Here is a 24907-nt window from a genome sequence, read left to right on the forward strand (position 1 = left end):
CTCAAAAACTGACTAACTCATTAACTAAAAAGCTCATTTTTAGCCCCTTATTGTTTGCTTTCATTCTCTTTTAATTTGACATTGCCAACTATCTTTTGGTTCTTTTGCAATTTCTCCTACCTTAGCAGGCGCTAACAACTGCGAGGAGCATTATGAATGTGTTTTATTCTAATGCAGAGCCATATTCCCTCCCGCCTACTACATTTACAAAACTCCCAGTTATGTCGGTTCACGCAAACAAAGAAGTAAAAAAGGTAACGACCCATACGTTACAAAGAATGAAGTCCGTAGGAGAAAAGATCTCAATGATCACGGCTTATGACTTTTCCTTTGCCCGGTTGTTCGATGAGGCCGGTATTGATGTAATTCTGGTGGGCGATTCTGCCTCCAATGTAATGGCAGGTCATGAAACCACGCTGCCCATTACACTCGATCACATGATCTATCACGCCTCTTCGGTCATACGCGGTATCAACCGTTGTTTTGTGGTGGTTGATCTGCCGTTTGGCACCTACCAGGCAAATTCAAAAGAAGCGCTGGCTTCTGCCATCCGAATCATGAAAGAAACCGGAGCACATGCCGTTAAGCTCGAAGGCGGCGAAGAAGTGCTGGAATCGGTAAAACGCATTGTGGCGGCCGGTATTCCGGTAATGGGCCACCTGGGTTTAACACCTCAGTCAATTTACAAATTCGGTACCTATACGGTACGGGCACGTGAAGAAGCGGAAGCCAATAAACTGCGTAACGATGCCAAACTGCTGCAGGAAGCAGGTTGCTTTGGTATAGTGCTGGAAAAGATACCCGCCGTACTGGCGAAGGAAGTATCTGAATCGCTGGTAATACCTACCATTGGCATTGGCGCCGGTATGTATTGCGATGGCCAGGTGCTGGTGATGCACGATCTGCTGGGCATCAATACCGAATTTAAGCCCCGCTTTTTAAGGCAATACCTGAACCTGCATGAGCAAATCACCGGTGCTGTTAAGGGCTATATACATGATGTAAAGGCTAAAGAGTTTCCCAACGATAAAGAACAATATTAGGAATAATGATCAGTAAGAAATAGGAAACGATTGCTGATTTTGAGATTTCGCGATTTTGGGATTTGTGCCGGATTGAATTTTCCGATAAATCTCAAGATCTCTAAATCCCACAATCTCTAAATTTCCTATTTCTTACCTCTTACTTCTGCCTCTTTATACCACTTATGATCTTCTTTAATAGGAAGCATCAACTTTCCTCTATCTAACCACTATATCTGCATTCAATACTTCATACAACAACAGGTTAGCCTGTTTCATTTTCATTTGCTGGAACAGCGTATTGCAATCTGTTTCGGCTGTTCTTTCAGCGATCACCTGGATCTTGTTATAGAACAATGATCGCAGCACCCGCTTCTCTTTTTCGAGCCGGGTCTTTGCTTTTTCCAGATCGGTTGATCCTTCACTAATAGTTTTCTCGGCAAAAACAACAGCGTTTTTTACATGGTGGTTGTTCGACTGCAGATTGAGGATCTGGCAGGCGCATACCTTGGCGGTGGCATTCGCCGCAATAACAGAATCAAATGATTTTACAGATGTAATAAAACGGGTTGTGGTAAATGCAGATGGTGTAATGGTGCCATCGTTTGCTTGTGTTGTATTCCTGATTGCAAAATAAGCAATCACCAGGAAACAGGTTTTGATGAAAGGGTTCATGGTACGGTTGTAATCAAGTTAACAATGTGGTTAAGGTTTTTACAGGAACACCGGAACTTGATTAAAAAGGAAGGCAATTTCTGATTTTGAGATTTTGCGATTTCTTGATTTCGGATATTGCGGGAGTTCTGAACTGTATTTAAATCCCGAAATCTCTAAATCACTAAATCAGAAATCTGTATTTCCCTGCGGGCGCAGGTCTCTCATCGGATACGTGATGCAAAGAATAAAACTAAATCCGGTATTTCATAGCATTTGTGACAAACTTTTTTATATTTCGTTAAAACACAGGTGAAGTGTGCGGGCTTTTACGAATATACCTGTGCATGAGGTGTGTTAAATACTAAAGGGGCTTTAAAAAAAGAAGCCCTTTGTAGAAACAAAAGGCTCAAACGATTGCTTGCCATATGAAAGTGCAAAGGTAAATCAATAATGTTATCGCTGTATTACGTAAGTGTTAAAATATGTTAAGATTAAGTGTTTGTAAAACGTTTGTTAGTGTGGACGGGCATTCTCGCTAATGGTAAATAGTGAGTTTGTGAATATATAGCTTATGATCCTGCGTATGCTGTTGATGCCTGCTGCTATCGGCACTTTAGCACAATTTGTTCCAACAATTGTCAGCATCAGCAAATTACTCCCTGTTCGCTCTTCGTTGTTTAAACTCCTCTTTCATTTCCTGCTTTTGCTGTTTGTATATTTTGAATTGTTCCTTTGTTAACACTTCTTTCATCTTGCTATCACGTTCCTGGTTCAGTGATTTGAATTTTTTGTATCGCTCCATTTTAGAGCTGCCTGAATTTTTTAATTTAGCGACCCCTTCAAACCAGGAGGTATTGATGGCATCTACTTTTTTTGACTGGTCTTCGGTGAGGTTCAGTTTTTCTTTATTTGCCTGGTATCTTGCTTTGACTTCCTTTATTTGTTCTTCGGTCATTTTTGCTTGTGCCGATGCGTTGGCAGCCATCAGTGTAACCAATACCAGCATGAGGGTGATGTTGAGAATTCTTTTCATGTTTATTATTATTCCGTTTATATACAAAATACGTAATCCTATACACTTGATTCTTTTAAAAACCGGGAAGCTGACAATTTGATGCCCGGGGCTATCCGTTTCAACCCGCCATCCATTCCCTGAAATTACCGGCTTTGGCTTTACTGATGAGCACCGGTTCTTCAGGGTTGGGCATTAAATGCAAACAAAACCGGCCATTAAAATAATACTCAATTTCCCTGATGGCTTTGCGGCTGATCAGGAACTGCCGGTTTGCCCGGTAAAAACATGCCGGGCTTACTACTTCAGCCAGCTCATCGAGGCTTTCCTCGAGCAGCCAATGCTTTTTATCGAAGGTAATACCCCGCACTACCCCACCCTTTATTTCGAACCAGGCAAACTCATCGGTTTGCACGGGTATGAGCCTGTCTTTATAAGGAATAAGGAAATGGCGTTTATAATTGGGGGCTTTTGTTAACTCAAGGGTGATCAGTTGCAACTGTTGTTCAGTAATGATCAGCTGGTTGCGGGTAGTAAGACGACGGAACTTTTCAATAGCTTGCTGTAATCTTTCGGGCCTCACCGGTTTTAAAAGATAATCGATGCTGTTTACTTCAAAAGCTTTTATGGCGTATTGGTCATAGGCCGTGGTAAAAATTACCGGGATGTCGATCCTGCATTGTTGAAAAATAGCAAAGCACGAGCCATCGGCCAAATGAATATCGAGGAAGATAACATCCACTGTGGGCCGGGTGTTCAGCCAGTTTACGGCCTCCTCCACTGTATCGATGATGGCCACAAAATCAGCATCCGGCACTACCTGCTGTAACCGGGCCTTTAATTGTTGAACCGCCATTTCTTCGTCTTCTATGATCGCGATTGTCATGGTTTATGTATGCATTAATGGAATAGTGACTGAAAATGTGGTTTGCGTTTGCTGTATAGCAAGGTGGTGGTTAGATAGATATTTACAGCGTTGGTTTAAATTCTGTAAACCTATTCCGGTAGAAGTACCCATTTCATTCCGTTTTTGCAGGTTATTTTCTACGACCAGGCTGCAGGTTGCATCCACAAAAATGCGGATCTGCAATGGTTTATTATGGGAGGCTATATTATGTTTCACTGCGTTTTCAACCAGTATCTGCAAGGCCATGGGCGGAACCCGGAATGGCGCATACTGTTGTTGCACATTTATTATGATCTTCATTTTATCGCCATAGCGGCCTTTCAACATCTGGGTATAGGCTTCAATAAAATGAAGTTCTTCCTGCAGGGAAATGGAATTAAGCTCATGGCTTTTGAGTACATAACGATATACATCACTCATATTGTTCACGAAGTTCACGGCAGCCTGCTGATCGGTACCAATCAATGAATTGATCGTATTGAGTGAATTGAATAAGAAATGCGGATTAACCTGGTTCTTCAGTACTTCAAATCTTGTTTCGGCATTTGTTTTCAGCAAGGATGCATTTGATAAACGCATCTGGTAATTATATAGCAACAACCGGAAGATCTGTGCAAACAATTTGGTCATGATAACGGTGACCACCATATTGATATTAAAAAGGAACCGGAACAGTTGTTCATTTGTATGCGGTGGAAATAACCATTTGTGAAAACGGAATAACAAAGGATCAATAATAATGAACACTAAGATGTTGATGGGTAAACGTTGCCAGAAGCTGTTGCTGTCAATGGTAAACGAACCAATGCTAAAGATGCGATCCTGCAGATTAATTACGAAGAACAGCACCGATGTAAGAAATATATTAAGCGCTCTTAAAAAAAGATCGCCAGCTCCGGTTTCAATAGAAAAGAAGCCGGGCCCTATCCGTTGCAGTAATAACCAACGGGGCAAAGAGATCAATGCTGTAATGGCCAGTGCCGTAAGCAGGATAAGATTGGTTCGGGTTGGCATCATACCCAATAGACTACCCACTAACCACGATGTTTATTTGCCGTTATAATTTTTTTATGTGTTATTTTAAACTGTTTAACAAAATTGTAGTTACAGATAAAGAAAAAAATGTGCAGTTTTATGGTTCCATGGTATACATAACACAACTGATCTATATAAAGGAAGGACAGGAAGAACTCTTCTATGAGTTTGAAAATGTTGTACTTCCGCTTTTGTGGAAATATAAGGGACAACTTCTGTTACGTTTACGGCCAACAAGTAGTACATTTGTTGCTAATTCAATAGAACCGCCATTCGAAATCCACCTGGTAGCTTTTGAAACAGAGGAAGGTCTTGAGGGGTATTCACAGGATGAAACAAGAAAAAGCTATCTACACCTTAAAGAACAATCCGTTAGATCGGTTGTTCTTATAAAAGGCACACAGGTCCCTTAAATCCAGTTTATTCTACTTATCATTTATTTTTTTACCGGGTAATCCAACGGTGTGTGAGTCAGGAATGTCAAAACAGGAAAAACCTGTCCAATAATGGGACGGATTTTTTGATATGCCTGCATTAAATCATTAAGAATCATATATAAAGAAAATGGTATGGCAATTGGGTATTATTCAATGTACTCCCAGGCGCTCTAAGTGTGTAATCCATACCATTGTTTTTTATTCTATAAAAATAAAAGCGGAAACTATGAATACTAATTTACCCGGTAAATTCTTAAAGAGGAAGCTCTCTGAACTGAACAGCGCTTTGTTTTTTGCAGAAGGAGACTCTTTATTTAAGTTACCGAATCACCTGGTTACGGAAATGGAGATCAATGATGATGGAGAGATCAGGTTCGTTATCCCTAAACCTGCACAGAATATTGAAGCCTTCGACAAAGAATTTCCGGTTCGGCTGGAGTTTTTTAAAAAGGGTATCGCGTATCGCCTGAAAATACAGGGCAAGGGCTTTATTGTTGAAGATAGTGCTGAAATGGAAAAATGGTTGTCTTATTCAACAAGCCGGCAGGAAAAAGCAAAGAACGAATCATTGCTTATGATCAAAGTGAGTGTGCAATTTGTTGATTACACCGGTAATATTTCAGGTTCTTTCCCCAGCAGGCTTAAAATGGCCGGTATGCAGTTAACAGACTGGTTGTTTTCACACAAAAACGCCCCTGTTTCCGTTTGAACAGCTAATAAAAAGTAATAGTTTAATGGATACTTATACAAGCCCGATCAGGTAAACTGGTTGGGCTTGTGCTTTTTATACATTTATTTAGTTTCAAGGTGGGTTACGGAATATACCTACCTTTGTATTGCTCTTTCTATATTACCTCACAAAAAATTGCCGTATGAACCTCCTTCAAAAAATGGAATACTGGGGTGACAGGCATCATCCCAAATGGCTGGATATCTTCCGCTTTGCACTTGGTATATTTCTCGTCTACAAAGGGGTTGAGTTTCTCGAAAACATGGGCACTATGATCAATCAAATGCGCGGTCTTTTGCCCCATATTTATTTCTCTTTAAGTTTATTGGGCCACTATATTGTTTTTGCCCATATCGTAGGGGGCCTTATGCTGGCATTTGGCTTCGGTACCAGGGCCTCCTGTATTATGCAGATCCCCATTCTGATAGGCGCAATTTTCTTTATAAACTCGTCAGAAGGCATGTTCAATTCCTACTCCCAAATGATCATCACAGTTGTTTGCCTGTTAGGACTTATCTATTTCCTTATTGCCGGTAATGGCCCCTGGTCGGTAGACCGGTTTCTTGTTGAAAAGGAGGATAAGCGCCCGGAATTCTGAAAATTTATTTTGCCGGCCGCGCAGGTTTTTGATCGTTCCTTCGACTAAATACATAGCTATATATTTGACGAACTGACGATCAATTAATTGTACATGCTGAATTTCAGGGAAGACGCGACTGCTTTCCGGGCCTTTATTGAAGCACATCAACAACAGGTGTATAACCTGGTGTTGAAGATGGTTCAGTATGTACATGATGCAGAGGAAATAACCCAGGATGTATTTGTTGATGTATTCCGTAAACCCGATGCTTACCGGGGCGATGCGGCGGTAAGCACCTGGCTGTACCGTATTGCCATGAACAAATGCATTGATCATCTTCGCCGTCAACAACGTAAAAAACGACATTTTTTATCGGCCTTTTTTGCACCGGGCGTTAGCAATGCTTCGGAAGAACCATCCCATGCCGTTCACCCCGGTATGGTGACTGAACAAAAAGAAAAGCTGGCCATTCTGTACAAGGCGTTGAACCAGTTGCCGGCTAATCAGCATACGGCCTGGGTGTTGGGCGAGCTGGAAAACCTCAGCTATAAAGAGATCAGTGAGGTGATGCAGTTGTCGGTATCGTCGGTAGAATCTTTATTATTCCGGGCACGCAGGAATGTAAAAAAGATCCTGTCGGGTATGTATCCCGGAGAGTAGTATTAAAACAAGTATCATGAGCAAAGAGAAATGGATCGATGACATTATCCAAAGCGGAAAAGACCTTTCGCCGTTACCGGTGAATCCCTTCCTGGCCACGCGGGTAGAAGCAAAGTTGCACGCTTTGTCAACAGAAAGAACGGTTCCGGTAATACCCGTACGTTGGGTATTTACCGCTGCGCTGGCCATGGTGATATTATTACTGGTGAATGTGGTGTTGTTGCGTACTACCAACCTGTCGGCAAAAAAGAACGCCGGTATACAACAGGTGATGCAGGAATACGGCTGGGGTAATAATGATATTTATACAATGAATTATTCAAAATAACAGTTATGAGCAAGGTGTTGTTTTTAACTATTTGTATCGTGGTTTTATTTTTACTGAATGCCGGCATGCTGGTATACCTGTTCAGGCTGCGTACGTATCAGCATGAGTTGCGTGGGCAGAATGCCGCGGTATTTATCATTGACCGCCTGCATCTCGATGCCCATCAGCAGGAGGAGTTTGCCACTTTGCGGCAACAGCACCAGGCAGTAACCCGCCGGGCGCATGATGAAGACCGCCATTTGCACGATGAATATTTTACTTTATTGAAAACTGCTCATCCCGATAAAGCAAAGGCCGATTCCATTGCTTCATTGATAGCAGCCCAACGCGCCGTTATTGAAAAAGCGACGTTCGATCATTTTGAAAAGCTGCGCAATTTGTGTAACGATGAGCAAAAACAGCTGTTCGATAATACCATCGATGAAATAGCCAGGCGAATGGCGCCGGCACCGGGTGGGCCAGGCGGTCCCGATGGTCCTCCGGATGGGCCTGGGGGCCCGCCAGGTGCGCCGGCCGGAATGCCCCCGCCTCCACCCCGGCAATAAAATTTTAAAATAACCCGCAAGGAATGGAACGCCCGGTTCGACAAAGTATTTAAACCCCTAACATGAAAATCATGCTTCTGAACCTGATAACCCTTTTAATAATATTGACCAGCTGTCATAAGAATAGCACCAGTTCTGTCAGTACAGAAATTCCTGCCGTATATAAAAAAGTGTATGGCGCCACCGATATGTACATTGATGGCAATTACATCGTCATTAAATCGAACGGGCGGCCCGATCATAAGAGTCCTTACTACAAGAGTACGCAATGGGAAAGCGCGCTGTATGAGGCGTACAATGGCAATAACAGCAGCTTTATGCAGAATCCTAACCTGATCGCCACGGCATCGCTTACCTTCCGCCTGCCATTGAAACCTGTAAAAGCAGCTTCGGTACAGGCCACGCCCCTGGGACCGATCGGCGTTTCGCTGAATGGCGTTCCGTTCTATAACCAGTATGCTGCCAATTACCAGCCGCTTACCATGGAATTAAATACGCTCGATCAATACAATGGTCATCCGCAGCAAATGGGCGGTTATCATTATCATATTGAACCAACTTATCTCACCGCTAAATACGGCAAACATGTGCTGCTGGGCTTTTTGCTCGATGGGTTTCCGGTGTATGGTCCGTTGGAGAATAATACCACGCTTACTAATGATATGCTCGATGCCTGTCATGGCCACACGCATGCGACTACCGATTATCCCGATGGCATTTATCATTACCACGTAACGGCAGATGCGCCTTATATTAACGGCACTGGTTTTTATGGAACACCCGGAACTGTTGCGCAATGAGATCAATGGTGAATGGTCAATGGTCAATAAGGCCGCTTACTCCAGGGCGGGCGAAGCAAAAATTCAGATTATGAGATTACACTTGATTTTATTAGTCATGGCGGTGCTCAACAGTTGTGTTCATCAAACTCCCATGCCTGTTATACCGCAGGTGTACGTGGCCGCTTCAAATAAAGGTTTTGCCCTGCAACAAGGCGTTTTGTACTTAAACGGTCAGCCATTTTCGGGACTTCAATATGCGCTGCATTCCACCGGTGATACGGCATTGGTAGTGCCTTTTTACAAAGGCCGGGAGTATGGTATGGGGCGGCAATGGTATGAGAACGGGCAATTAAAAGAGAGACGCTTTTTTGTGAACGGACAAAAAACAGGGGTGCATACCGGTTGGTGGCAAAACGGGCAATTGCAATTTGAATATCATTTCAGTAAAGATATGTTTGAAGGAACAGTGAAAGAATGGTACGCCAATGGCCGCCTGTTCAGGCAAATGCATTATACGGGTGGAACCGAGAACGGCCTGCAGCAGATATGGCAACCCGATGGTAAGGTGTTTGCTAATTACGAAGCGCGGGATGGCCGGAATTATGGGTTAACCGGCACTATGCATTGTAAAAATTACTGGAATAAAGTAGTTACGCAATAGGACCACAAATTATTCAGGCATATAACATGCTTAAACTTTTCATCAGAGTCGGTGCTTCAGGGTTCATCTTCATGGCAGGCTGCCAACAAAAAAGCAGCCTGCCTTATTACAATTCTCCCGATTTCACCCCGGTTTGGAATATTGATACCCTGAAAAACGGATTGCACACCATTCCACCCTTCTCCTTTACCAATCCAAATAATGAACTGGTAACGGAGAAAACATTTGATAATACCATTTATGTGGCTGGCTTCTTTTTTACCAGTTGTGGAGTGGTTTGTCCGAAAATGACAATGAATATAAAAAAGGTGCAGGCAGCATTTGCGGGCAATCAACAGCTTGCCTTCCTGTTTCATTCGGTTACTCCGTGGATCGATAGCAGCGCCCGGCTGCTGGCATTTGCCAAAAAATACCAACTGAACAACCAATGGCAGCTGGTTACCGGCGATCAGGGCGCTATTTATAAAATGGCGCGGCAGGCTTATTTTGCGGAAGAGGAACCCGGTTTTCAAAAAGACACTACCGAGTTCTTACATACAGAGCATTTATTACTGATTGATAAACAAAAACACATCAGGGGCATTTACAACGGTACCCTGCCGTTGGATGCTGAACGGCTTATAGGTGATATCAGGGTGTTGCTGCAGGAGTGATTTACGACAATAATTCATCAACTGCCTGTACTAATTGAAGGCTTGCATCTTCAAATTTTTCCTGTTCTTCTTCTGAGTACCAATCATCGCCGAAAGTAAAATAATTTGAAACATCCAGAAACGCCAGGGCCAGTTTTTTAGGAATATGATCCTGGTCTTTATAGGCAACTTTTAATACTTCAATGGCTTCGAGAACGGCGCCATACAATTCTTCATCCAACCCTTCTCTGTTTCTTAGTTTAACCTGAATAGAATTTTCACCCAGTAATCCTTCATATATAACGTTCAATGCCTCTTCTGTAGTCATTAATGTGTGTTTGGGAATAAAAAACACCCGGTTAATACGATCCATGTAATAACCGGGTGCTATAATATATTATAATTCTAACGCTACAGTAACTGAAGGAAATTCATCTTCAAGAGCTGCCTGGTCCTGAACGGGCTCCAGCGTTATTTCACCATCAAGGGCAACAAACCTGATGAGCTTTTTGTCGGCAGTGAGTATAACGCCATGTTCAGCACCCTCATCTTCATCTTCAAAGTAGCCGGCAAGGTAGGCGCCTTTCAGGTTAACATTGCTTTCGACCAACAGCTCTCGCAGATCTTCCCATTCCGAATTTAACAGCTCGGTTAATTCAAGCACTTCTTCGCGGTATAATTCTTTTTCTTGACTATCCATGTCTTTATGGTTTTAGTGGTGTTACAACTGTATGCATTAAATTGTCTGATCCAAATACCTGCTGACAAAAATGGCACATATCGCGGGTTGCTCCAATCTCTTCTATGTTTGCTCCAATTCTATCAGCTTCGCGTTTAATGGTTTGTTCAGCATCATTCAGGCGGTTCAGCGGCGTTCCCAATGGGTCTTTTGCCCTGGCTACCCGTTCAGTACCTGCCGCTTTTCTGATTCGTGGCGGTACATATCCTCTTTTCCCTGCTGATGACACCCAGTATTCTGTTTTACCATTCTTCAGCCTTACTTTGGCAACCGCAAAAGTAGTACGGCCTTTTTCAGACTTATTCATGGCTTTTTGCATCTTTGTAATTTTCTTGGAAACGCATTCTTCAAGCCCGAATATGTCGACCCAGTTATTGGTGTCATGCACATACGCATAAATATTAAATCCACCAGTAACCGAAAGTGGGTCGGCGCTAATATACAAACCTTCTTCTGGATTATAATACCGGAAGCGGTTATAATATAATCCGGTTTCCTCATCTTCATATTGACCCTGGTACCGGAAAGGTATAAAATTTTTGCTTCCGTCGATCATTCTTGCCCTGCCATAAATATCCAATGTGCATTCCCAAACCTTCTTTCCGTTGGCATCATATGCTTCTTTGGGTGTTCCAAGGTGATCGCTTATGATGCTCCAGCTTTCCCCGTTCCTAATCCTGGCACCGGGCACAAAGCTTTCTGCATCGAATACCCAGGTAATGGCATTTTCCCTGGCATTTTGTGGATTGGGTTCTTCTTTGTCATAGACTATTTCTCCCCATTCATCGACTTTTGCCTGGGGTTTATCCTTTTCATCATAAGTCCATTCATGCAGGGGCACATTGCCATCCCATACCCAACGGGTTATTTTTCCGTTAAAAGTTTTTGATACCCGGCGGCCCAGCGCATCATATGTAAAAGACACCGTTTTGCCGTCGGGCCGTATTACTTTTTTCAGTGTGCCATCGGCATACCATACATATTTTGTTTTACGGTGGGTAGCCTTTTCGGTTTTGCTTATGAGGTTGCCCTCTTCATCATATTTGTAAATATGGCTGTCGCTTTCAAGCAGGGCCCCATTGCTGTTATACCGGCGATCTGTTTTACCAGTGGTTTCATATATGCTGCCGGTGGCGTCGGTAGTGCGATGTATAACGCTATTGTCGGCATATTGGGCAAACACCAGATTGCCACCCGCATCGTGCTTAAAAAAAGTGTTGCTTTGCGAAAGGGCATCAAAAACATTGCTCAGCTGCTCGTTCACATTCCAGGTATATTGCTTCCAACTTTGTACCACGCCCTGTTTGCTTACCTTGTGTTCACCCGGACGGCCGGCCTGATCGTATTTCCATTCGCTGGTGAGGCCGCCTGGTAACATCCGTTCTATTTCCTCACCGGCCTTATTGTATTTTATTTTTGCATTCCATAAGGCTTCATGCATTTTAGCCTGCATATTCGTTACCTGTCCCTCAGCATTGCGGTCCATTTGTATATCGGCGCCCAAATTGCTGCTGATATGCACCCGGTTCCCTATTTTATTATATTGGCTCCGGATCGTATATTCATCCTGTTGTTCGGTTTCAACAAAGCCGTCTTTATTACGGGTTACCCGTACTGCACAATGCTCATTGATGGCTTCTTTGATGTTGCCATTTTCATCATAACTGAACAGGGTAAAACTGCCGTCGTGGTATTCGATCTTTACTACCTGGCCATTGGCGTCGTATTCAAAGCGGGTATGACGATTACCGGGCCGGCGGGTTTCGGTTATTTTACCGGTAACATCGAGCTCATATTGACGGGTAGAGCCATCGAATTTTGTTTCGGAAATGATCTCACCGCGTTTATTGTAATTTACAAAGTAATGCCGGCCAGCTTCGTTGATGATGGTGGTGAGGCGTTCTTCGGTATCATACAGGAACTGAAGTTCCTGATTATTCCAGCGGCGCTTTTTTACATTGCCCATGGCAGTGTATTCCAGGTGAAGCTCGGTATGATTGTCCTTAAGCCGGGTAATTTCTTCATACCCGTTATAATCCAGTTGTACTGCATTGCCATCTGGCAAATACAGGTTGCGTATACGGTTCAGTTCATCATATTTAAAGTTCCTTATTTGACCTTCGGTATTGGTGGTTTGTATACAACGGCCCAATGCATCGTATTTCCAGTGTGCAGTTGATCCTTCAGGCAGCTGTATGGCGATGAGGTTCTCGTCTTCATCATAGGCCATGGTAGTTTTACGGTTACCATTTTCTACCACAGCTTCCAGTTGTCCTTCATTGTTGTAATCATAGGAGATGGTTCTTCCGCCAGGATAATTTATGAAACACAATCGCCGCATAGCATCATAGCCAAGTGTTTTACTGGTGCCATCGGGGCTTATTTCCAGCGTAAGCTGGTTGTACTCGTTATAGCTCATTTGTACACTACTACCATTGGGCAGGGTTATCTTTGTCATCCGGTGCCTTTCATCATAGGTATAACCGGTTATATTTCCCTCTTCATCAATTTCACGATACAGATCAAGATCTTCGGTATATTCTGTGTACTGATGATTGCCGTAGTGATCTGTTTCCTGTACGCATAAATTATTCTCATCGAAATAATAGGTAGTGTTCTCGCCTAAAGAATTCGTGACGGTATTATATCCTTTACCATATTTAATAAAACCTTCCAGTACCCCGCCGTCGCCCCAGGTATGGATGCACCTTTTTTTACTGTCGTATTCCCAGTAAAAGCTTTGGCCATTGCGGTCGGTTTTTTTGATCATCAGGTGATAGCGGTATTCTACTTCTACCACCTGGGCCAATGCATCGGCAATGCGTACCAGGTCGCCGGCTTCATTGTATACATAGCTTGCCAGTACCTGCTCAACTTCGCGATGTTTTACGGTTACGGATGTTATCCGGTGCGCTTTATCGAGTTTGAAAAGCAGTTGCCTTCCGGCGGAATCTGTTATGGCTGAGAGATTACCGCCGGTATAATGCAACTGAACGCGGTTACCGCTATAATTTTCTATCAATGACAGGCGCCATTTGCCTGGTTCAATATCGTGGTTGAAGTGATAGTATAGTGATTCGTTGTAATCTTCCAGAATAAAATGCCCGTTTTGTTTGCGGCGCAACACCATCTTTTCCTGCGGGTGATAATAACTTTCACCATGGTAAATTAATGGGAACACTGCCAGCCGGCCATCGGCCAATGTTACTGATAAGGCGCCTTCTTCGGGCCAAAGCTGTACACAGCGGTCGTATGCCAATTGCACGCCATATCCTAACGGACCTTTAATGGCAGAATCGCTATCCCAGGTACGCGTCCATTTAATGGGTATAGGACCTGGTAGTTCAAAATCGGTGTATTCATAATTCACCCGGCCGGTGATGAGGTCAACCGGTTCAAACCCCATTTTGCAAAACAGGGCGCTGAGCTTTTTGGTTGCCGGAGATTTTTTAAGCACTTTATGGTTCAGCTTTTTCAGCAGCTTGCCGCCTATTTTGCCAAATATTTTCAGGAAGGAACCAAAGGCAAAAGCTTTTAACAAGGCCATGATGCTGAAGTTGGGCACCAGCGGACCGCCCACCATTACCGGCTTTCCCCATTGCAGCGGAATGCAAAAGGAAGTTGGCAGGTACAGCGATGGAATGGGTTTGAATTTTTTTCCCGGTCTGAAAGAAAGCGGCAGCCCGATATCGTTACAGGTCATGAGCATATAACCGGCGCCGCTCATGGATGCGCCATCCACCGACACCGTTTTACTGCCGAAGAAGTTCTGGCTGTCGTGCCCGATAATGGGCATGATCGTAAAACCGGCGCCAAAAGGAATATGCATAAAGGTTATGATCATGCCCGAGGTATCAGTATTGCCGCGGGGCACATGGTTTACCTTTACGGTAGCACCGATAAAAGGAATATAATCAAAGGGGTCAATGACCAACCCGATGTATGGATGTGGAAGCGGGATAAATGGGAAAGGCGCATTCACAAAGTGAATATCGATACCGATCACCGGTTTCAGGTGCGTGTTGGCTACGTACATAGAAATAGAATAAGTTTCTTGTTTCGCTTTTCAATTACCTATTGCTGTTTCGAAGGGGCGGATTGTTCTGCTGCATTCTGAAATAATGTTCGTACGGAATAATTACCGTATTTTATTTCGTCAGATGCGAAGGGCAGCAAATGTTTCAAGATAGTTTTGAGATCGACCTTTTTTGATTCACAGAACCGGAGCAGGTCGTTGAAGTAAACCATTTCATCGCGGGCGTCGGGTTCCAGGTTCCTGGCCATGAACAACACCAAACTGAGCGTTATGTACTCAGTACTTCCGCCCGATACATTCTCATCCATTTCCTCAAACGTGGGCGTTATATAGTTCTTCAGGCGTTGTGTGTCTTCCAGCAGCACGCTCATGGCTTGCAGGTCTTTAAAGTTGTTGCTTACCAGCACCTCGCCTACTGTTGTTCTGATAAAGGCCAGTTCGGGTTGAATTTTTTGCCGGTATTCCGATTCAATCGCCCGCATTTCATTGACCCAGCCGTCTTTGGTGAAATCAATACGGCTTTCTTTCGCCCGCAATTCATCAACATACTTGTGCGTTATTTCCTCGTCTATCAATTCCATTTTTGACTTAACCGTGAGAATGTTTTCCATATTGATCATTGTTTGTTTTATGGCAATGTAATACGGCTTTTATGCGGGTTTAAAGGTCAGAGCTGCGATAGATCATCAAACTGCGATCTCGCCGGCATTGGCCTCTCTGAGTTTCTTCTTTGTATAATTCTGTTTCAGTTCTTCTATGGTCTTTTGCCAGTTGGCCCCATAAGCCCTGGTCATTTTATCGCTCGCTTCTGCCACAAGGCTGTCACCGGCATCTTTATCCTGTTTCATCTTTATATAATCATAAGCCATGAAAGGATATTCCGATGCCTGTACTTCTTCATCTGTGAGGCGGCTGGTGAGTTGCAGGGCCTGCTTACTGGCTTCCAGCTTTTCTTCGTGCCAGTTCTTGTATTCGGCAAATACCCAGGCTTTGTAATAAGCCGAAACGGCCTGGGAAATATAACCGAATGCAACTGCTTCATTGCCGGCTTTCATAAACCATTGCAGCGCTTCCTTTCTTTCCTTCTGTATCTGGCAATCGGCCCCCTTGTAGGTATAATATTGCAGTAGCATGGGCTTTATGGATTCGTTGCCAGCAGCCACTTCCTGTTTGCACAGGCGAATGCCGGTGTCGAGCAATTCATTGATGAGCTCATGATCTTTAAAATTGAACAGCATTCCGGCGTAGGTGATGTAGGCAGTTGCAAGCAGGCTTTTATCGCCTGTCTTCTTACCGCTTTCAATGGCTTTTACGCCCCATTCGCTAAGGAGTGATTTGTTTTTCTTATTGGCCGCTTCGCCCATCTCGAACATACATTTTCTGAAAAATGCATAGGGATCGGTAGCGGCGCCTGCTGTAGCAATTTGCCTGATGGCATCCTGCATACGTAGATCATGTTTCAGCGTTACGGAGTAATCTGAATAATATTCAAAAACTTCGCCCCAGAAATTGCCTTCCACATGGTCGAATACCAGCAATTGCGTACCGGGTTCTTTTGGTTGTTCCATCCATTGTTGCAGCCATTGCAGAAATTGCTGGGGACTGCTCATTTCTTTGGGCAGCACGCTGAAAACAAAATGTGCCTGTGATTGCCCTGTAAAATTTTTATAAGACTGTATCATCACCGGCAATAACTGATCGCAGGCTGTATAATCTTTTGCTTCCACCGCTTTTCTGAATGGTAAAACATCCCACTCGTTCTTTATGCCGGCGCTCGCCAGCAATTTTTTTTGTTGCGGATCATCATATTCATGCAGCCAGTTTTCGAGCAATGCATGACTGTAGGTTTTTGCATTGCTGAACGGCGTGTAGAAAAATACAAACAGGTTATCGAGCTTTCCATGCGGAGATGCTTCGAGCCGGCAGAAGCCTTCGTACATGCGATGGTCTTCGGGCTTTAACATCCAGCGGATCAGGGTATGTTGCGGCAGGACGTTCTTTTTCCATACCTGTACCATTTCATCGAGCCTTACGGTTATGGGATTATGCTCATTCATAAATAAGTCTTTAATATTGTGGCTGCTACACTGAATTTTTTAACTGTTAAGTAATACCTGTCCGCCCTTAATGGTAGCGGTTAAATTACCTTCTACTGTAACCTGACCCTTCGACGAATCGATGCCAACATGCTGGTTGCCACTTACGGCTACTTCCTGTTCTCCGGAAATGGTTGTCTTATTCCCGGAAGTTACATGGGCCTGTTTATCTGAATGTATAGTTATTTCATTGAGGCCATTCCAGGTACAGGTTTCAGTGAGCGTACCGGTAAGCACCTTCGCATCCACTTTAATTTCCTCTTCTACATCTATGATCATATTTTTTGTAGTGAACTTGATCTCCTCTTTTGCATCGATCCAGACCTTTTTATTGGCCTTCACTGTTATATTACCGGCGCCATCCAGCATTATGCTATTACCGTCTTTATCTTCCACGAACACGCTGCCGTCTTTATCGTTCATAATTACTTTATTGCCGCTGCGGGTTTGCAGGGCTTTTACATCATTGCCACCGTTGCTGTAGGTGTTGCTGGCCTTGCCATGATACACGGTGCCTATGATATATGGTTTGGTGGGACTGTCGCCTTCGAAACCCACGATCACTTCCTCGCCCACTTCAGGGATAAAGAACATGCCTTTGCCACCGCCGCCGTGCGGGCTGGTAACGCGGATCCAGGGCGTTTTTTCGGTTCCATTCATCCAGTGGAATTTAACGCGAACGCGGCCCAATCCTTTGGGATCGTGGTTATCGGTGACCATGGCGCTTTGCGTTTCGGAATACGGCATGCCGCCCCCTTTTACCGGTGGTAATTTTATAGTGGCTGGAACCGCTGTAAAGTCGTTGTTGTAATTGCCATGTCCATCGAAATAATGACTGATGGATAACACGGTATACTCGCCATAATTTTCGCCGGAAAGATTATAGAGATTTTTTCCCTGTACATTGATGGAGCCGCCTATTTTAACGCCGGGATGCGCACTGCTTCCTGAAAAACGAACGGTATTGCTGCTTTGCATAGCCGTACGAATATTGATGGCGTCATCAAGCTGTTTTTTATTGCTCACAAACTGGTTGTTCCAGATCTTGGGCTGGGTTGAATATACATTGTTACTGGCTTGCAGTACATACTTACCCAGGTCGTTAAGGCCGGCTTTGCTTTCAATGCTTTGCGGCTTGCTGTTGTATACTTCGTGATTGAGGTAATCATAAGCCATCATTTGGCTGTTGGCAGGCTGCACCTGTAACGCCATGCTGAAACGGCTGATATTGCTGCCGAAGGTAAGATCGGTTGCCTGTGAAGATTTGAGCGCACCTATTTGTAACTGGTTGCCATCGTAGTACAACCATTCGCCATAATTAGAGCAGAGAAAGTTGAGGAATTGCCAGGCGGTTTGTTTGTATTGAACCGTATAGGCGAGTGTTTCGGGATAGGTAGGTGCAATTTGCGCCTGTAAAAGGTCCTGGGGAAAATGTTTCAGTACATCCTGAGCGATGTTCTTGATGGCTTTCTTTTCCCAGCTTTTGCAATGTGGGCCATTATCGAGCACAATGGTGGGACTGGTACCCGAAATGACGATGTTGCCGGTGTGACCGCTGAACCGGTCGGCTTCTACCTGCATTACTATGCCTCTGAATTGTAATCCGTTTTCTGCTGCCTGTGTGCTGAAGGAGGCTTCGAGAATACCGCCGATGAGGTTGCGGGAACTTTGCAGCATGCTTCCTTCCAGGCCTTCGAGCGATTCGGCCGGGCAAACCAGCCTGAAGTAATGATGATCAAAAATATTCTGGGTTAGCTGAAAAGAGGTAATTTGTCGTATAGGAGTACCGGCAATGGTTATATTGCTACTTATTAGTTGGGCCATAAAAAATGTTATGTCGTTTATGGTAATGGGAATCCGTAAATGTTATTAATGAACCGGCAACTGCCCGTTCAGTATAAGAACTTACTGCGGCCAGTTGTTTTTAAACTTTGATTCATTCAATTTAACTTCCTTGGCGCTGAGCGTTATCTGCACCTGCATAGGGCTTTCGCTATTATGATCATAAGTTTCATAATAGTCTACACAGTGAGCATCGGTGAACTGAAGTGTTTTCAGTTTACTCATATTATCCCGGCGATAAAAAGTAATGGTGCCGTTCTTGGTTTCGGTTGGACTAACCATCCAATCGAACAAACCGGTAGTGCCATTGCTTTCAATAACCAGTGTAACAGCGCCGCCCTGGGGAATGGCAGTTGGTTTACCGGTTCCGTCGGTAGCCTGTGTAAAGCGAAATGCACAATGCAGAATATTCATTTCTTCGCCATCTAACTTTAGTTTAGCTATAAATGACATGGAAAATTTGATTAGTGTTTAATGATTAATAGGGCGTTTATTGATGGCAAGGGTGGCCATTCACCCCCGATCGTATCGGAGTGAATGGCCGTTCCTTACTACTACTTGATGATTGCGATATTATACCCACTCATTTTCATGCTTGCCGCTGCCCAGTTCAATTGATTTGGCGCTCAGCGTGAAAGATTCAGTAACAGGCATGTCGTTAGCACCGTCGAAATTTTCGCGGTACTCAACCAGATAAGCTTCGCCAAACTTCAGTTCTTTCAAAGTGGCATTGTCATCACGTTTGATGAATACAATAGAGCCATCTTTACGCTCGAAGTTGTTGGTCATCCACTCGAAGAAAGTGGTGTCGCCTGTAGACTCTACAGTCAACGAGATCTTTCCGCCGCGGGTAATGGAAGAAGGACGGCCAGTTGCGTCAGTTTCCTGTTTCAATGCATAAGTACATGCAAGGACATTCACATCCTTGCCACCCACTTTAAGTTTCGCCTTAAATGACATAATTAATGGATTTGATGATTAAAAAATGGTATATAGACCTAAAAAATAAAAAAAACGATCCCTGTTGGTCACGCATGGTGACCAATTCAATGTTGCGTTGCGACACTTTAACTTTAACGTACCGCTCAACGCGTTTGTCTGTGACCCTTTGAACCTTCAATCCTTCGGCTACGCTCAGGACGCTCAGGATACTTGGGGGCTATGTGGTGCTTATTCCCTGGAGTTAAACGGAACAAAAAGACTCCCTGCAGCATCATTCGGGAATGACACTGTTAACGCTACTACAATTTGGGGGTATCCTTTGCGGTTGTGCAAGGATGTGGGGTTACCGTTTGGGGTGAATCAGGAATGGATTTTAAAACTGGTGTGTGGCAAGTAATACGTTACTGTTCTTTGCTGCCAGCGCACACGATGAACCTGATCCTTTCCTTCGACTTTGCTCAGGAGGGATCTGTGGCCCTGACCATGGGTGTTACTTTGTCCTGCTCCGCCTACGCTAAAGCTTTGGCGGACGAGGCGTTCAGGAACTATTGACTATTTGTCCTGCTCGTATTTAGAAGACCAATCCGCTTTGTCGGCGTCGTCTCCCTTCTGCCCTTCTAACTTGATCATGAAAGTTTTTGCGGGGAAATACGGTTTCAGATGAATGTCGAGGTAGATGCGGTCTTTTTGAACAGGGTCCTGTTCAAAACGCTTTATGGTGAAATTTTCAATCAATTTATTTGGTCCTGTAATTCCATCGAGGAATTTAACGATCTGGCCATTCAGTTCCTTACGGGTCGATGCATTGAAGTTCTCAAAAGCGCGGCGGTTTAAAAAGTCCATCATCACTTTTGTAACATAATCAAATACCCGCACTACTGAATAGGTTTGAAGACCCAGGTTATCGCCATTGAACAATGTTTTGGCGCTGAAAGCCATCACTTTGCCATATTCTTTCACCATAGGTATCAGTCCCAGTTTTTCGAGGCTGGCGATCTCACTTTTCTTGAGATCAAAGCGAACGCCATCCACTTCATTGATACCGCCGAATTTTTTACCGGCTGTAACCTGTGACATCAGCGTATTGTAAATTTTACCGGCCAGTGCTGGTGATGGTGGAACCCGCAGGTCATCTTCTTCACCGATCTCTGCAAAACGTCCGCGCCCAACCAGCCAGTTACACGACATGATCACATTCGAACGATAAGTGTCGCCGCCGGTGAGGTTGGCTGCTTCGAACAATTCCATTACATCATCCGGTGTATCCAGGTCTTCGAAATCGGTAACCAGCATCACTTTATTTTCATAAGCGATCTTAGCCCATTTCTCAACAACTTTGTTACTGCCGAGGTAACCGGGTAATATGAGTAAGCTGTAGTTATTGCGAAGATCGAGCCGGTCGTAATTATCAACCAGTTCGTTATGAATGGCATCAATAAAACGGGTATTGTCAAGGTCCCTTACTTGCTCGGGATCAGCATTGATCACCGATACGTTCTTTACTTTGAGACTTTCGGTATTTTTAAAGAAGAGGGCTACCGAACGGTATGATCTTTCGAGCTGTTCGGTTTCTTTTACTGCAGCGTTCAGGTTCTTTTTCAAAACCTGTCCGGCTTGTTCCGAACGTTCATTACAGGTTTGGATCATGTCTGCAGGGTCATCAGCGCTTTGGAGGATATCGAGCCAGAGCTTCAATGTTTTTTTCAGCGCCGTGCGGTCTTCTTTTTTACTATTCTCTTCGAGGAAGATCTTTTTGCGGGCCTTTCTTTCGGGGTTAATGTTCTGAACAGCGTCAATGGCTGATTCAAGCAGATCGAAGCCACCGAATTTTGCAAGCCCCTGTACACTGCTTTCGAGTTGTTCAGCCGGTTGCAACGCTTCTTTGAGCGCCGTTTGCTGGGCGGCGGGTTTAATGGATTCAGTACTCATGATTACGATTTAATGGTAAAGAATTAGTGTTACCGTGCTGATTCAAGCTCCTGTATCAGGGACTGTAAAGCTTTTATGATGTGATCTTTGGTTTCTGGATTTGCCAAAGCCTGCTTAAGCAGCTTGTTGGTCTTTAACTGCTTTATTATTTTCTGGTATTGCAATTGCTGCATGTTCACATCACCCAGGTATTCGCTTTGGGCAATAATACCTTTGGCGCCAAAATCAGCTAATCCTTTAAAATGAAGCGTTTCCCGGCGCATACCGCCTTCTTCCGTTTCAAAGGTCATCTCAACCTTGGGTTTGAAATGCTCAAATATGTCGTCGATGCTGGTTAAACCTTCAACGATATCGGGTTTAACAGGAGGATCATACGTGAGTTTTTCTGCCAGCAATACACGATTTTGTGGAATGTCTGCAAAGGCTTCAAAGGCATCTGTTTTTACTTCCGTGCCGCCAATTCCGTAAGGCTCAATGCTCATGATAGATATTTTTGGTTTTCAGAATAAGACCTCTTTCCCTAATGCTCAATCGAATATAATTACGAACAAAGTGGTTTGACGGATTGGATATCAGACATAAAAGTCCTGATTTTTTTTGCAAATTTCATTCCCAAAAATTGAAGAACGAACATTAGTACCCAAAAATCCCCACTAACCACTGCGTAAAAACACTCGTTGAACTCGTTTTTAATCTGCTCTTAATAATGCTAAATAAATTTACATGTTTCCGTTAGTTGCTTTGTTAATTCATATAAAATTAATGTTGCATTTATTTTACTGTTTTGAGCGAGGCATGCCTGTTAGTTATACACATTTCGCTATGCTTAATGTGTTACTCATGCCCACACAAAATTTCCCGTAGCATCAACATCCAGCGTGAGCGCTGCGGCACCGGCTGCTCCCGCTTCCCCACTAATGATCTTGCGTGACAATGGGCGGCGTAGCTGGTTACGGATAACACCGGTCAGCGGCCGCGCTCCATATTGTGGCGCAAATCCCATCACCGCTAATTGTTTTTTAGCTGCAGCCGTCAGCTGTAATGTTATGCCCTGCTTTTCGAGCGAACTGTATAAGCCACGTAATTGAATATTGAGTATGCGTTCCACCATTTCATTGGTCATGGGTGCAAATGGACAGATCTCGGTTAACCGCCCCAAAAACTCGGGTCTGAAATAGTTGCTCATTATTTCCATCAACTGTGTTGAGGAAGGCACCTGTTGTTTATTGAACGAATCAACCACATACTGACTGCCGATGTTACTGGTAAAGATGATCAGCGCGTTTGAGAAATCTCCCTCCTTCCCCAGCTTGTCGTGCAGCTTGCCTTCATCCATGATCTGTAAAAAGATATCAAAGACCGACTGGTGTGCTTTTTCAATTTCATCGAACAGCACAACCGAATAGGGTTGTTGTCTTATTTTATTGATCAGCAAACCGCCTTCTTCATAACCTACATAGCCGGGCGGCGCGCCATATAATAGGGCGGCGGAATGTTCTTCTTTAAATTCCGACATATCGAACCTTATCATCGAGGCTTCATCCTGGAACAGGAAATCAGCCAGCGCTTTCGCCAGTTCTGTTTTGCCGGTACCCGTGGGCCCCAGGAAGAAAAATGATCCTATGGGTTGCCCGGGTTTACCAAGGCCGGCCCTTGATTCAAGAATAGCTTCGCTGATCGATTTGATCGCATGGTCCTGCCCTACTACCCGTTGTTTCAGGATCTCTTCCATTTTCAGCAGGCGTTCTTTTTCCTGGGCCTGCACTTTACCGATAGGAATTCCTGTTTTATGCGCTACAATGGCTGCTACATCTGCATGGTTCAGCACCTGCCGGTCATCGGCGGCCATTTGCATTACCGCTTCGTACGCCGCATTCAGATAATTTATGATCTCCTTCCCTTCGGTCATTTGCATGGGATCAGCTTCCGACTGCACAGCCGCCCACAAAATGGGACTGATCTTATTCCGCAACTGGTTGTAATGCCATTTCCAGTCTTCGGCGGTATGTTGACCGGGTTCTTTTTTCATGTGCTCAAAAGCGGTATTCATTTCCGTTACCACCTGCATACCAGTATCCCTTGCCAGGCGAAGCGCTGCCATAGAATGATCGGCCAGGTCTATGGCGGCATCGGGCAAACGGCGGTCTTTTACATATCGTTTTGCCAGTCTGATGGCATCGTGTAAAGTGTCGTCGGTTATTGCTATTGCATGGTGTTTACAATAATGCGGCATTATCATTTGCATCATCCTGAACGTGGTGGCTGCATCGGGTTCTTCTACCTGTATAACATCAAAGCGCCGGGCAAATGCTTCATCTTTTTCAATATGCTTCCGGTATTCTTCGAGGGTGGTAGCGCCTATAACGGTGAGCTCACCACGGGCCAGCTCGGGCTTTAACAGGTTGGCGGCGCCAGCCATAGCGCCCTGTTTATCCATCAACACATGCATTTCATCAATGAACAGAATGGCTTTGTCAAATTGTTTTACTTCCTGTATGATGTTCTTCAACCGTTCTTCCACTTCGCCTTTATACGAAGCGCCGGCAGCCAACGCTCCATTGTCGAGTTCAAATACCTGCGCGGTTTCCAGAAAACGCGGCACTTTCTTTTCTTCAATAGCCAGGGTGAATCCATCGACCAGGGCCGATTTACCTACACCAGGTTCACCAATGATGAGCACATTGGGTTTCGACCGGCGGCCCAGGATCTCGGCCATGGCCCTGATCTCTTTATCGCGACCGGTAATGGGATCCATCTTCCCTGCTTTGGCCCGTGCATTCTTATGTGTGCAGTATTTCAGCAAGGCCTGGTTATTTGTTTGCTTTGGCAGGCCATTACCTGCACCCACACCTGTAATTTTGTTGATGGCATTTTCTTCAACAGTTTGCTGTAGCAACTCCTGCCTTTGTACCGGAAATGTTTTCAGTTGTTCATAACTGAACCCCACACCGGGTGTGCTGAGCGCTGCCAGCACATGTACGGTTTCCAGCTCATCGCTACCCGTCATGAGGCGAATGGTATCTGCTTCTTCCATCACGGCTTTTACCGGTTCATCGGCGGTGAGCATATCTTCGAGCCGCGTTGCTTTGGGTAAAGTTTCCAGGCGCACATCGGCCCATTCTTCCATATAATAAATGTCTTTGTCCAGTTGCTTTAACAGGGATTGCAATCCTGCGTCTTTGTGGAGCAGTGCTTTTAATAAATGCGGTGGGGCTATATGGGGGTGCATATGTTCCCGGGCAATTGCCTGGGCTATATGGTTCATTTTTTTGAACGAATCGGATATGGTTATTCCTAATAATTGATCAGTCATTACTGTTGATTAAAATTAATAA

At 44.3% G+C, this 24907-nt stretch carries 25 protein-coding genes; 10 read left to right on the forward strand and 15 right to left on the reverse strand.

The window, feature by feature from the left end; all coding sequences use genetic code 11:
- Positions 1–221: 221 nt before the first annotated feature.
- Positions 222–1043: a 3-methyl-2-oxobutanoate hydroxymethyltransferase gene (gene panB / locus A3860_RS34825; protein WP_081155215.1), complete on the forward strand. Its 822-nt coding sequence runs from the start codon at positions 222–224 to the stop codon at positions 1041–1043.
- A 198-nt stretch (positions 1044–1241) separates the two neighbouring features.
- Here panB and A3860_RS34830 read toward each other — a convergent pair whose 3' ends face one another.
- From A3860_RS34830 to A3860_RS34845, 4 genes are all read right to left on the reverse strand, one after another.
- The gene (locus A3860_RS34830; RefSeq protein ID WP_081155216.1) at positions 1242–1697 is read right to left on the reverse strand and encodes a hypothetical protein; all 456 of its coding nucleotides are present in this window, start codon (positions 1695–1697) and stop codon (positions 1242–1244) included.
- 634 nt (positions 1698–2331) lie between these two features.
- Positions 2332–2712: a hypothetical protein gene (locus A3860_RS34835; protein WP_081155217.1), complete on the reverse strand. Its 381-nt coding sequence runs from the start codon at positions 2710–2712 to the stop codon at positions 2332–2334.
- Between the two features lie 100 nt (positions 2713–2812).
- Complete coding sequence (locus tag A3860_RS34840) at positions 2813–3577, reverse strand: LytR/AlgR family response regulator transcription factor (RefSeq protein WP_081155218.1); 765 nt, start codon at positions 3575–3577, stop codon at positions 2813–2815.
- Positions 3578–3580: 3 nt separating this feature from the next.
- Entirely contained in the window at positions 3581–4615 is a 1035-nt protein-coding gene (locus tag A3860_RS34845; protein ID WP_081155219.1) for a sensor histidine kinase, read from the reverse strand.
- 53 nt (positions 4616–4668) lie between these two features.
- Here A3860_RS34845 and A3860_RS34850 point away from each other — a divergent pair, with 53 nt between their 5' ends.
- From A3860_RS34850 to A3860_RS34890, 9 genes are all read left to right on the forward strand, one after another.
- The gene (locus A3860_RS34850) at positions 4669–5046 is read left to right on the forward strand and encodes a DUF1330 domain-containing protein (protein ID WP_245843692.1); all 378 of its coding nucleotides are present in this window, start codon (positions 4669–4671) and stop codon (positions 5044–5046) included.
- 250 nt (positions 5047–5296) lie between these two features.
- Positions 5297–5779, forward strand: coding sequence for a hypothetical protein (locus A3860_RS34855; RefSeq protein WP_081155220.1), 483 nt, complete (start codon positions 5297–5299; stop codon positions 5777–5779).
- A gap of 163 nt (positions 5780–5942) precedes the next feature.
- Positions 5943–6398, forward strand: a complete 456-nt coding sequence (locus A3860_RS34860) for a DoxX family protein (RefSeq protein WP_081155221.1) — start codon at positions 5943–5945, stop codon at positions 6396–6398.
- Positions 6399–6491: 93 nt separating this feature from the next.
- Positions 6492–7040 (forward strand): RNA polymerase sigma factor, encoded by a 549-nt coding sequence (locus A3860_RS34865; RefSeq protein WP_081155222.1) that lies wholly within the window; start codon positions 6492–6494, stop codon positions 7038–7040.
- Positions 7041–7056: 16 nt separating this feature from the next.
- Positions 7057–7368 (forward strand): hypothetical protein, encoded by a 312-nt coding sequence (locus tag A3860_RS34870; protein WP_081155223.1) that lies wholly within the window; start codon positions 7057–7059, stop codon positions 7366–7368.
- 5 nt (positions 7369–7373) lie between these two features.
- Positions 7374–7913 (forward strand): Spy/CpxP family protein refolding chaperone, encoded by a 540-nt coding sequence (locus A3860_RS34875; RefSeq protein WP_081155224.1) that lies wholly within the window; start codon positions 7374–7376, stop codon positions 7911–7913.
- Between the two features lie 62 nt (positions 7914–7975).
- Complete coding sequence (locus A3860_RS34880) at positions 7976–8713, forward strand: YHYH protein (RefSeq protein ID WP_081155225.1); 738 nt, start codon at positions 7976–7978, stop codon at positions 8711–8713.
- 70 nt (positions 8714–8783) lie between these two features.
- Entirely contained in the window at positions 8784–9356 is a 573-nt protein-coding gene (locus A3860_RS34885; RefSeq protein WP_158085456.1) for a toxin-antitoxin system YwqK family antitoxin, read from the forward strand.
- Between the two features lie 26 nt (positions 9357–9382).
- Entirely contained in the window at positions 9383–10009 is a 627-nt protein-coding gene (locus tag A3860_RS34890; protein WP_081155227.1) for an SCO family protein, read from the forward strand.
- 1 nt (position 10010) lies between these two features.
- On the opposite strand, the gene A3860_RS34895 is transcribed toward A3860_RS34890, so the two are convergent.
- The 11 genes from A3860_RS34895 to A3860_RS34950 all read right to left on the reverse strand — a co-directional run bounded on the left by A3860_RS34895 (position 10011) and on the right by A3860_RS34950 (position 24885).
- The gene (locus A3860_RS34895) at positions 10011–10316 is read right to left on the reverse strand and encodes a hypothetical protein (RefSeq protein ID WP_081155228.1); all 306 of its coding nucleotides are present in this window, start codon (positions 10314–10316) and stop codon (positions 10011–10013) included.
- 69 nt (positions 10317–10385) lie between these two features.
- Complete coding sequence (locus tag A3860_RS34900; protein ID WP_081155229.1) at positions 10386–10688, reverse strand: hypothetical protein; 303 nt, start codon at positions 10686–10688, stop codon at positions 10386–10388.
- A 4-nt stretch (positions 10689–10692) separates the two neighbouring features.
- Positions 10693–14763: an RHS repeat-associated core domain-containing protein gene (locus A3860_RS34905; protein ID WP_081155230.1), complete on the reverse strand. Its 4071-nt coding sequence runs from the start codon at positions 14761–14763 to the stop codon at positions 10693–10695.
- A gap of 38 nt (positions 14764–14801) precedes the next feature.
- Positions 14802–15374 carry a hypothetical protein gene (locus tag A3860_RS34910; protein ID WP_143774422.1) on the reverse strand — a complete coding sequence of 191 codons (573 nt, stop codon included), beginning with the start codon at positions 15372–15374 and terminating at the stop codon, positions 14802–14804.
- Positions 15375–15449: 75 nt separating this feature from the next.
- On the reverse strand, positions 15450–16820 hold the full coding sequence (locus tag A3860_RS34915) for a hypothetical protein (protein ID WP_081155232.1): 1371 nt from the start codon (positions 16818–16820) through the stop codon (positions 15450–15452).
- 39 nt (positions 16821–16859) lie between these two features.
- Complete coding sequence (locus A3860_RS34920; RefSeq protein ID WP_081155233.1) at positions 16860–18683, reverse strand: type VI secretion system Vgr family protein; 1824 nt, start codon at positions 18681–18683, stop codon at positions 16860–16862.
- 81 nt (positions 18684–18764) lie between these two features.
- On the reverse strand, positions 18765–19154 hold the full coding sequence (tssD, locus tag A3860_RS34925) for a type VI secretion system tube protein TssD (RefSeq protein ID WP_081155234.1): 390 nt from the start codon (positions 19152–19154) through the stop codon (positions 18765–18767).
- Positions 19155–19274: 120 nt separating this feature from the next.
- Positions 19275–19661 (reverse strand): type VI secretion system tube protein TssD, encoded by a 387-nt coding sequence (gene tssD, locus A3860_RS34930; protein WP_081155235.1) that lies wholly within the window; start codon positions 19659–19661, stop codon positions 19275–19277.
- Positions 19662–20195: 534 nt separating this feature from the next.
- Positions 20196–21572 (reverse strand): DUF5458 family protein, encoded by a 1377-nt coding sequence (locus A3860_RS34940; RefSeq protein WP_081155237.1) that lies wholly within the window; start codon positions 21570–21572, stop codon positions 20196–20198.
- Positions 21573–21601: 29 nt separating this feature from the next.
- Positions 21602–22054: a hypothetical protein gene (locus tag A3860_RS34945; RefSeq protein ID WP_081155238.1), complete on the reverse strand. Its 453-nt coding sequence runs from the start codon at positions 22052–22054 to the stop codon at positions 21602–21604.
- Positions 22055–22410: 356 nt separating this feature from the next.
- The gene (locus A3860_RS34950; protein WP_081155239.1) at positions 22411–24885 is read right to left on the reverse strand and encodes an ATP-dependent Clp protease ATP-binding subunit; all 2475 of its coding nucleotides are present in this window, start codon (positions 24883–24885) and stop codon (positions 22411–22413) included.
- Between the last annotated feature and the right edge of the window lie 22 nt (positions 24886–24907).

This window comes from Niastella vici (assembly GCF_002077945.1).
GTDB classification, from domain to species: Bacteria; Bacteroidota; Bacteroidia; order Chitinophagales; family Chitinophagaceae; genus Niastella; species Niastella vici.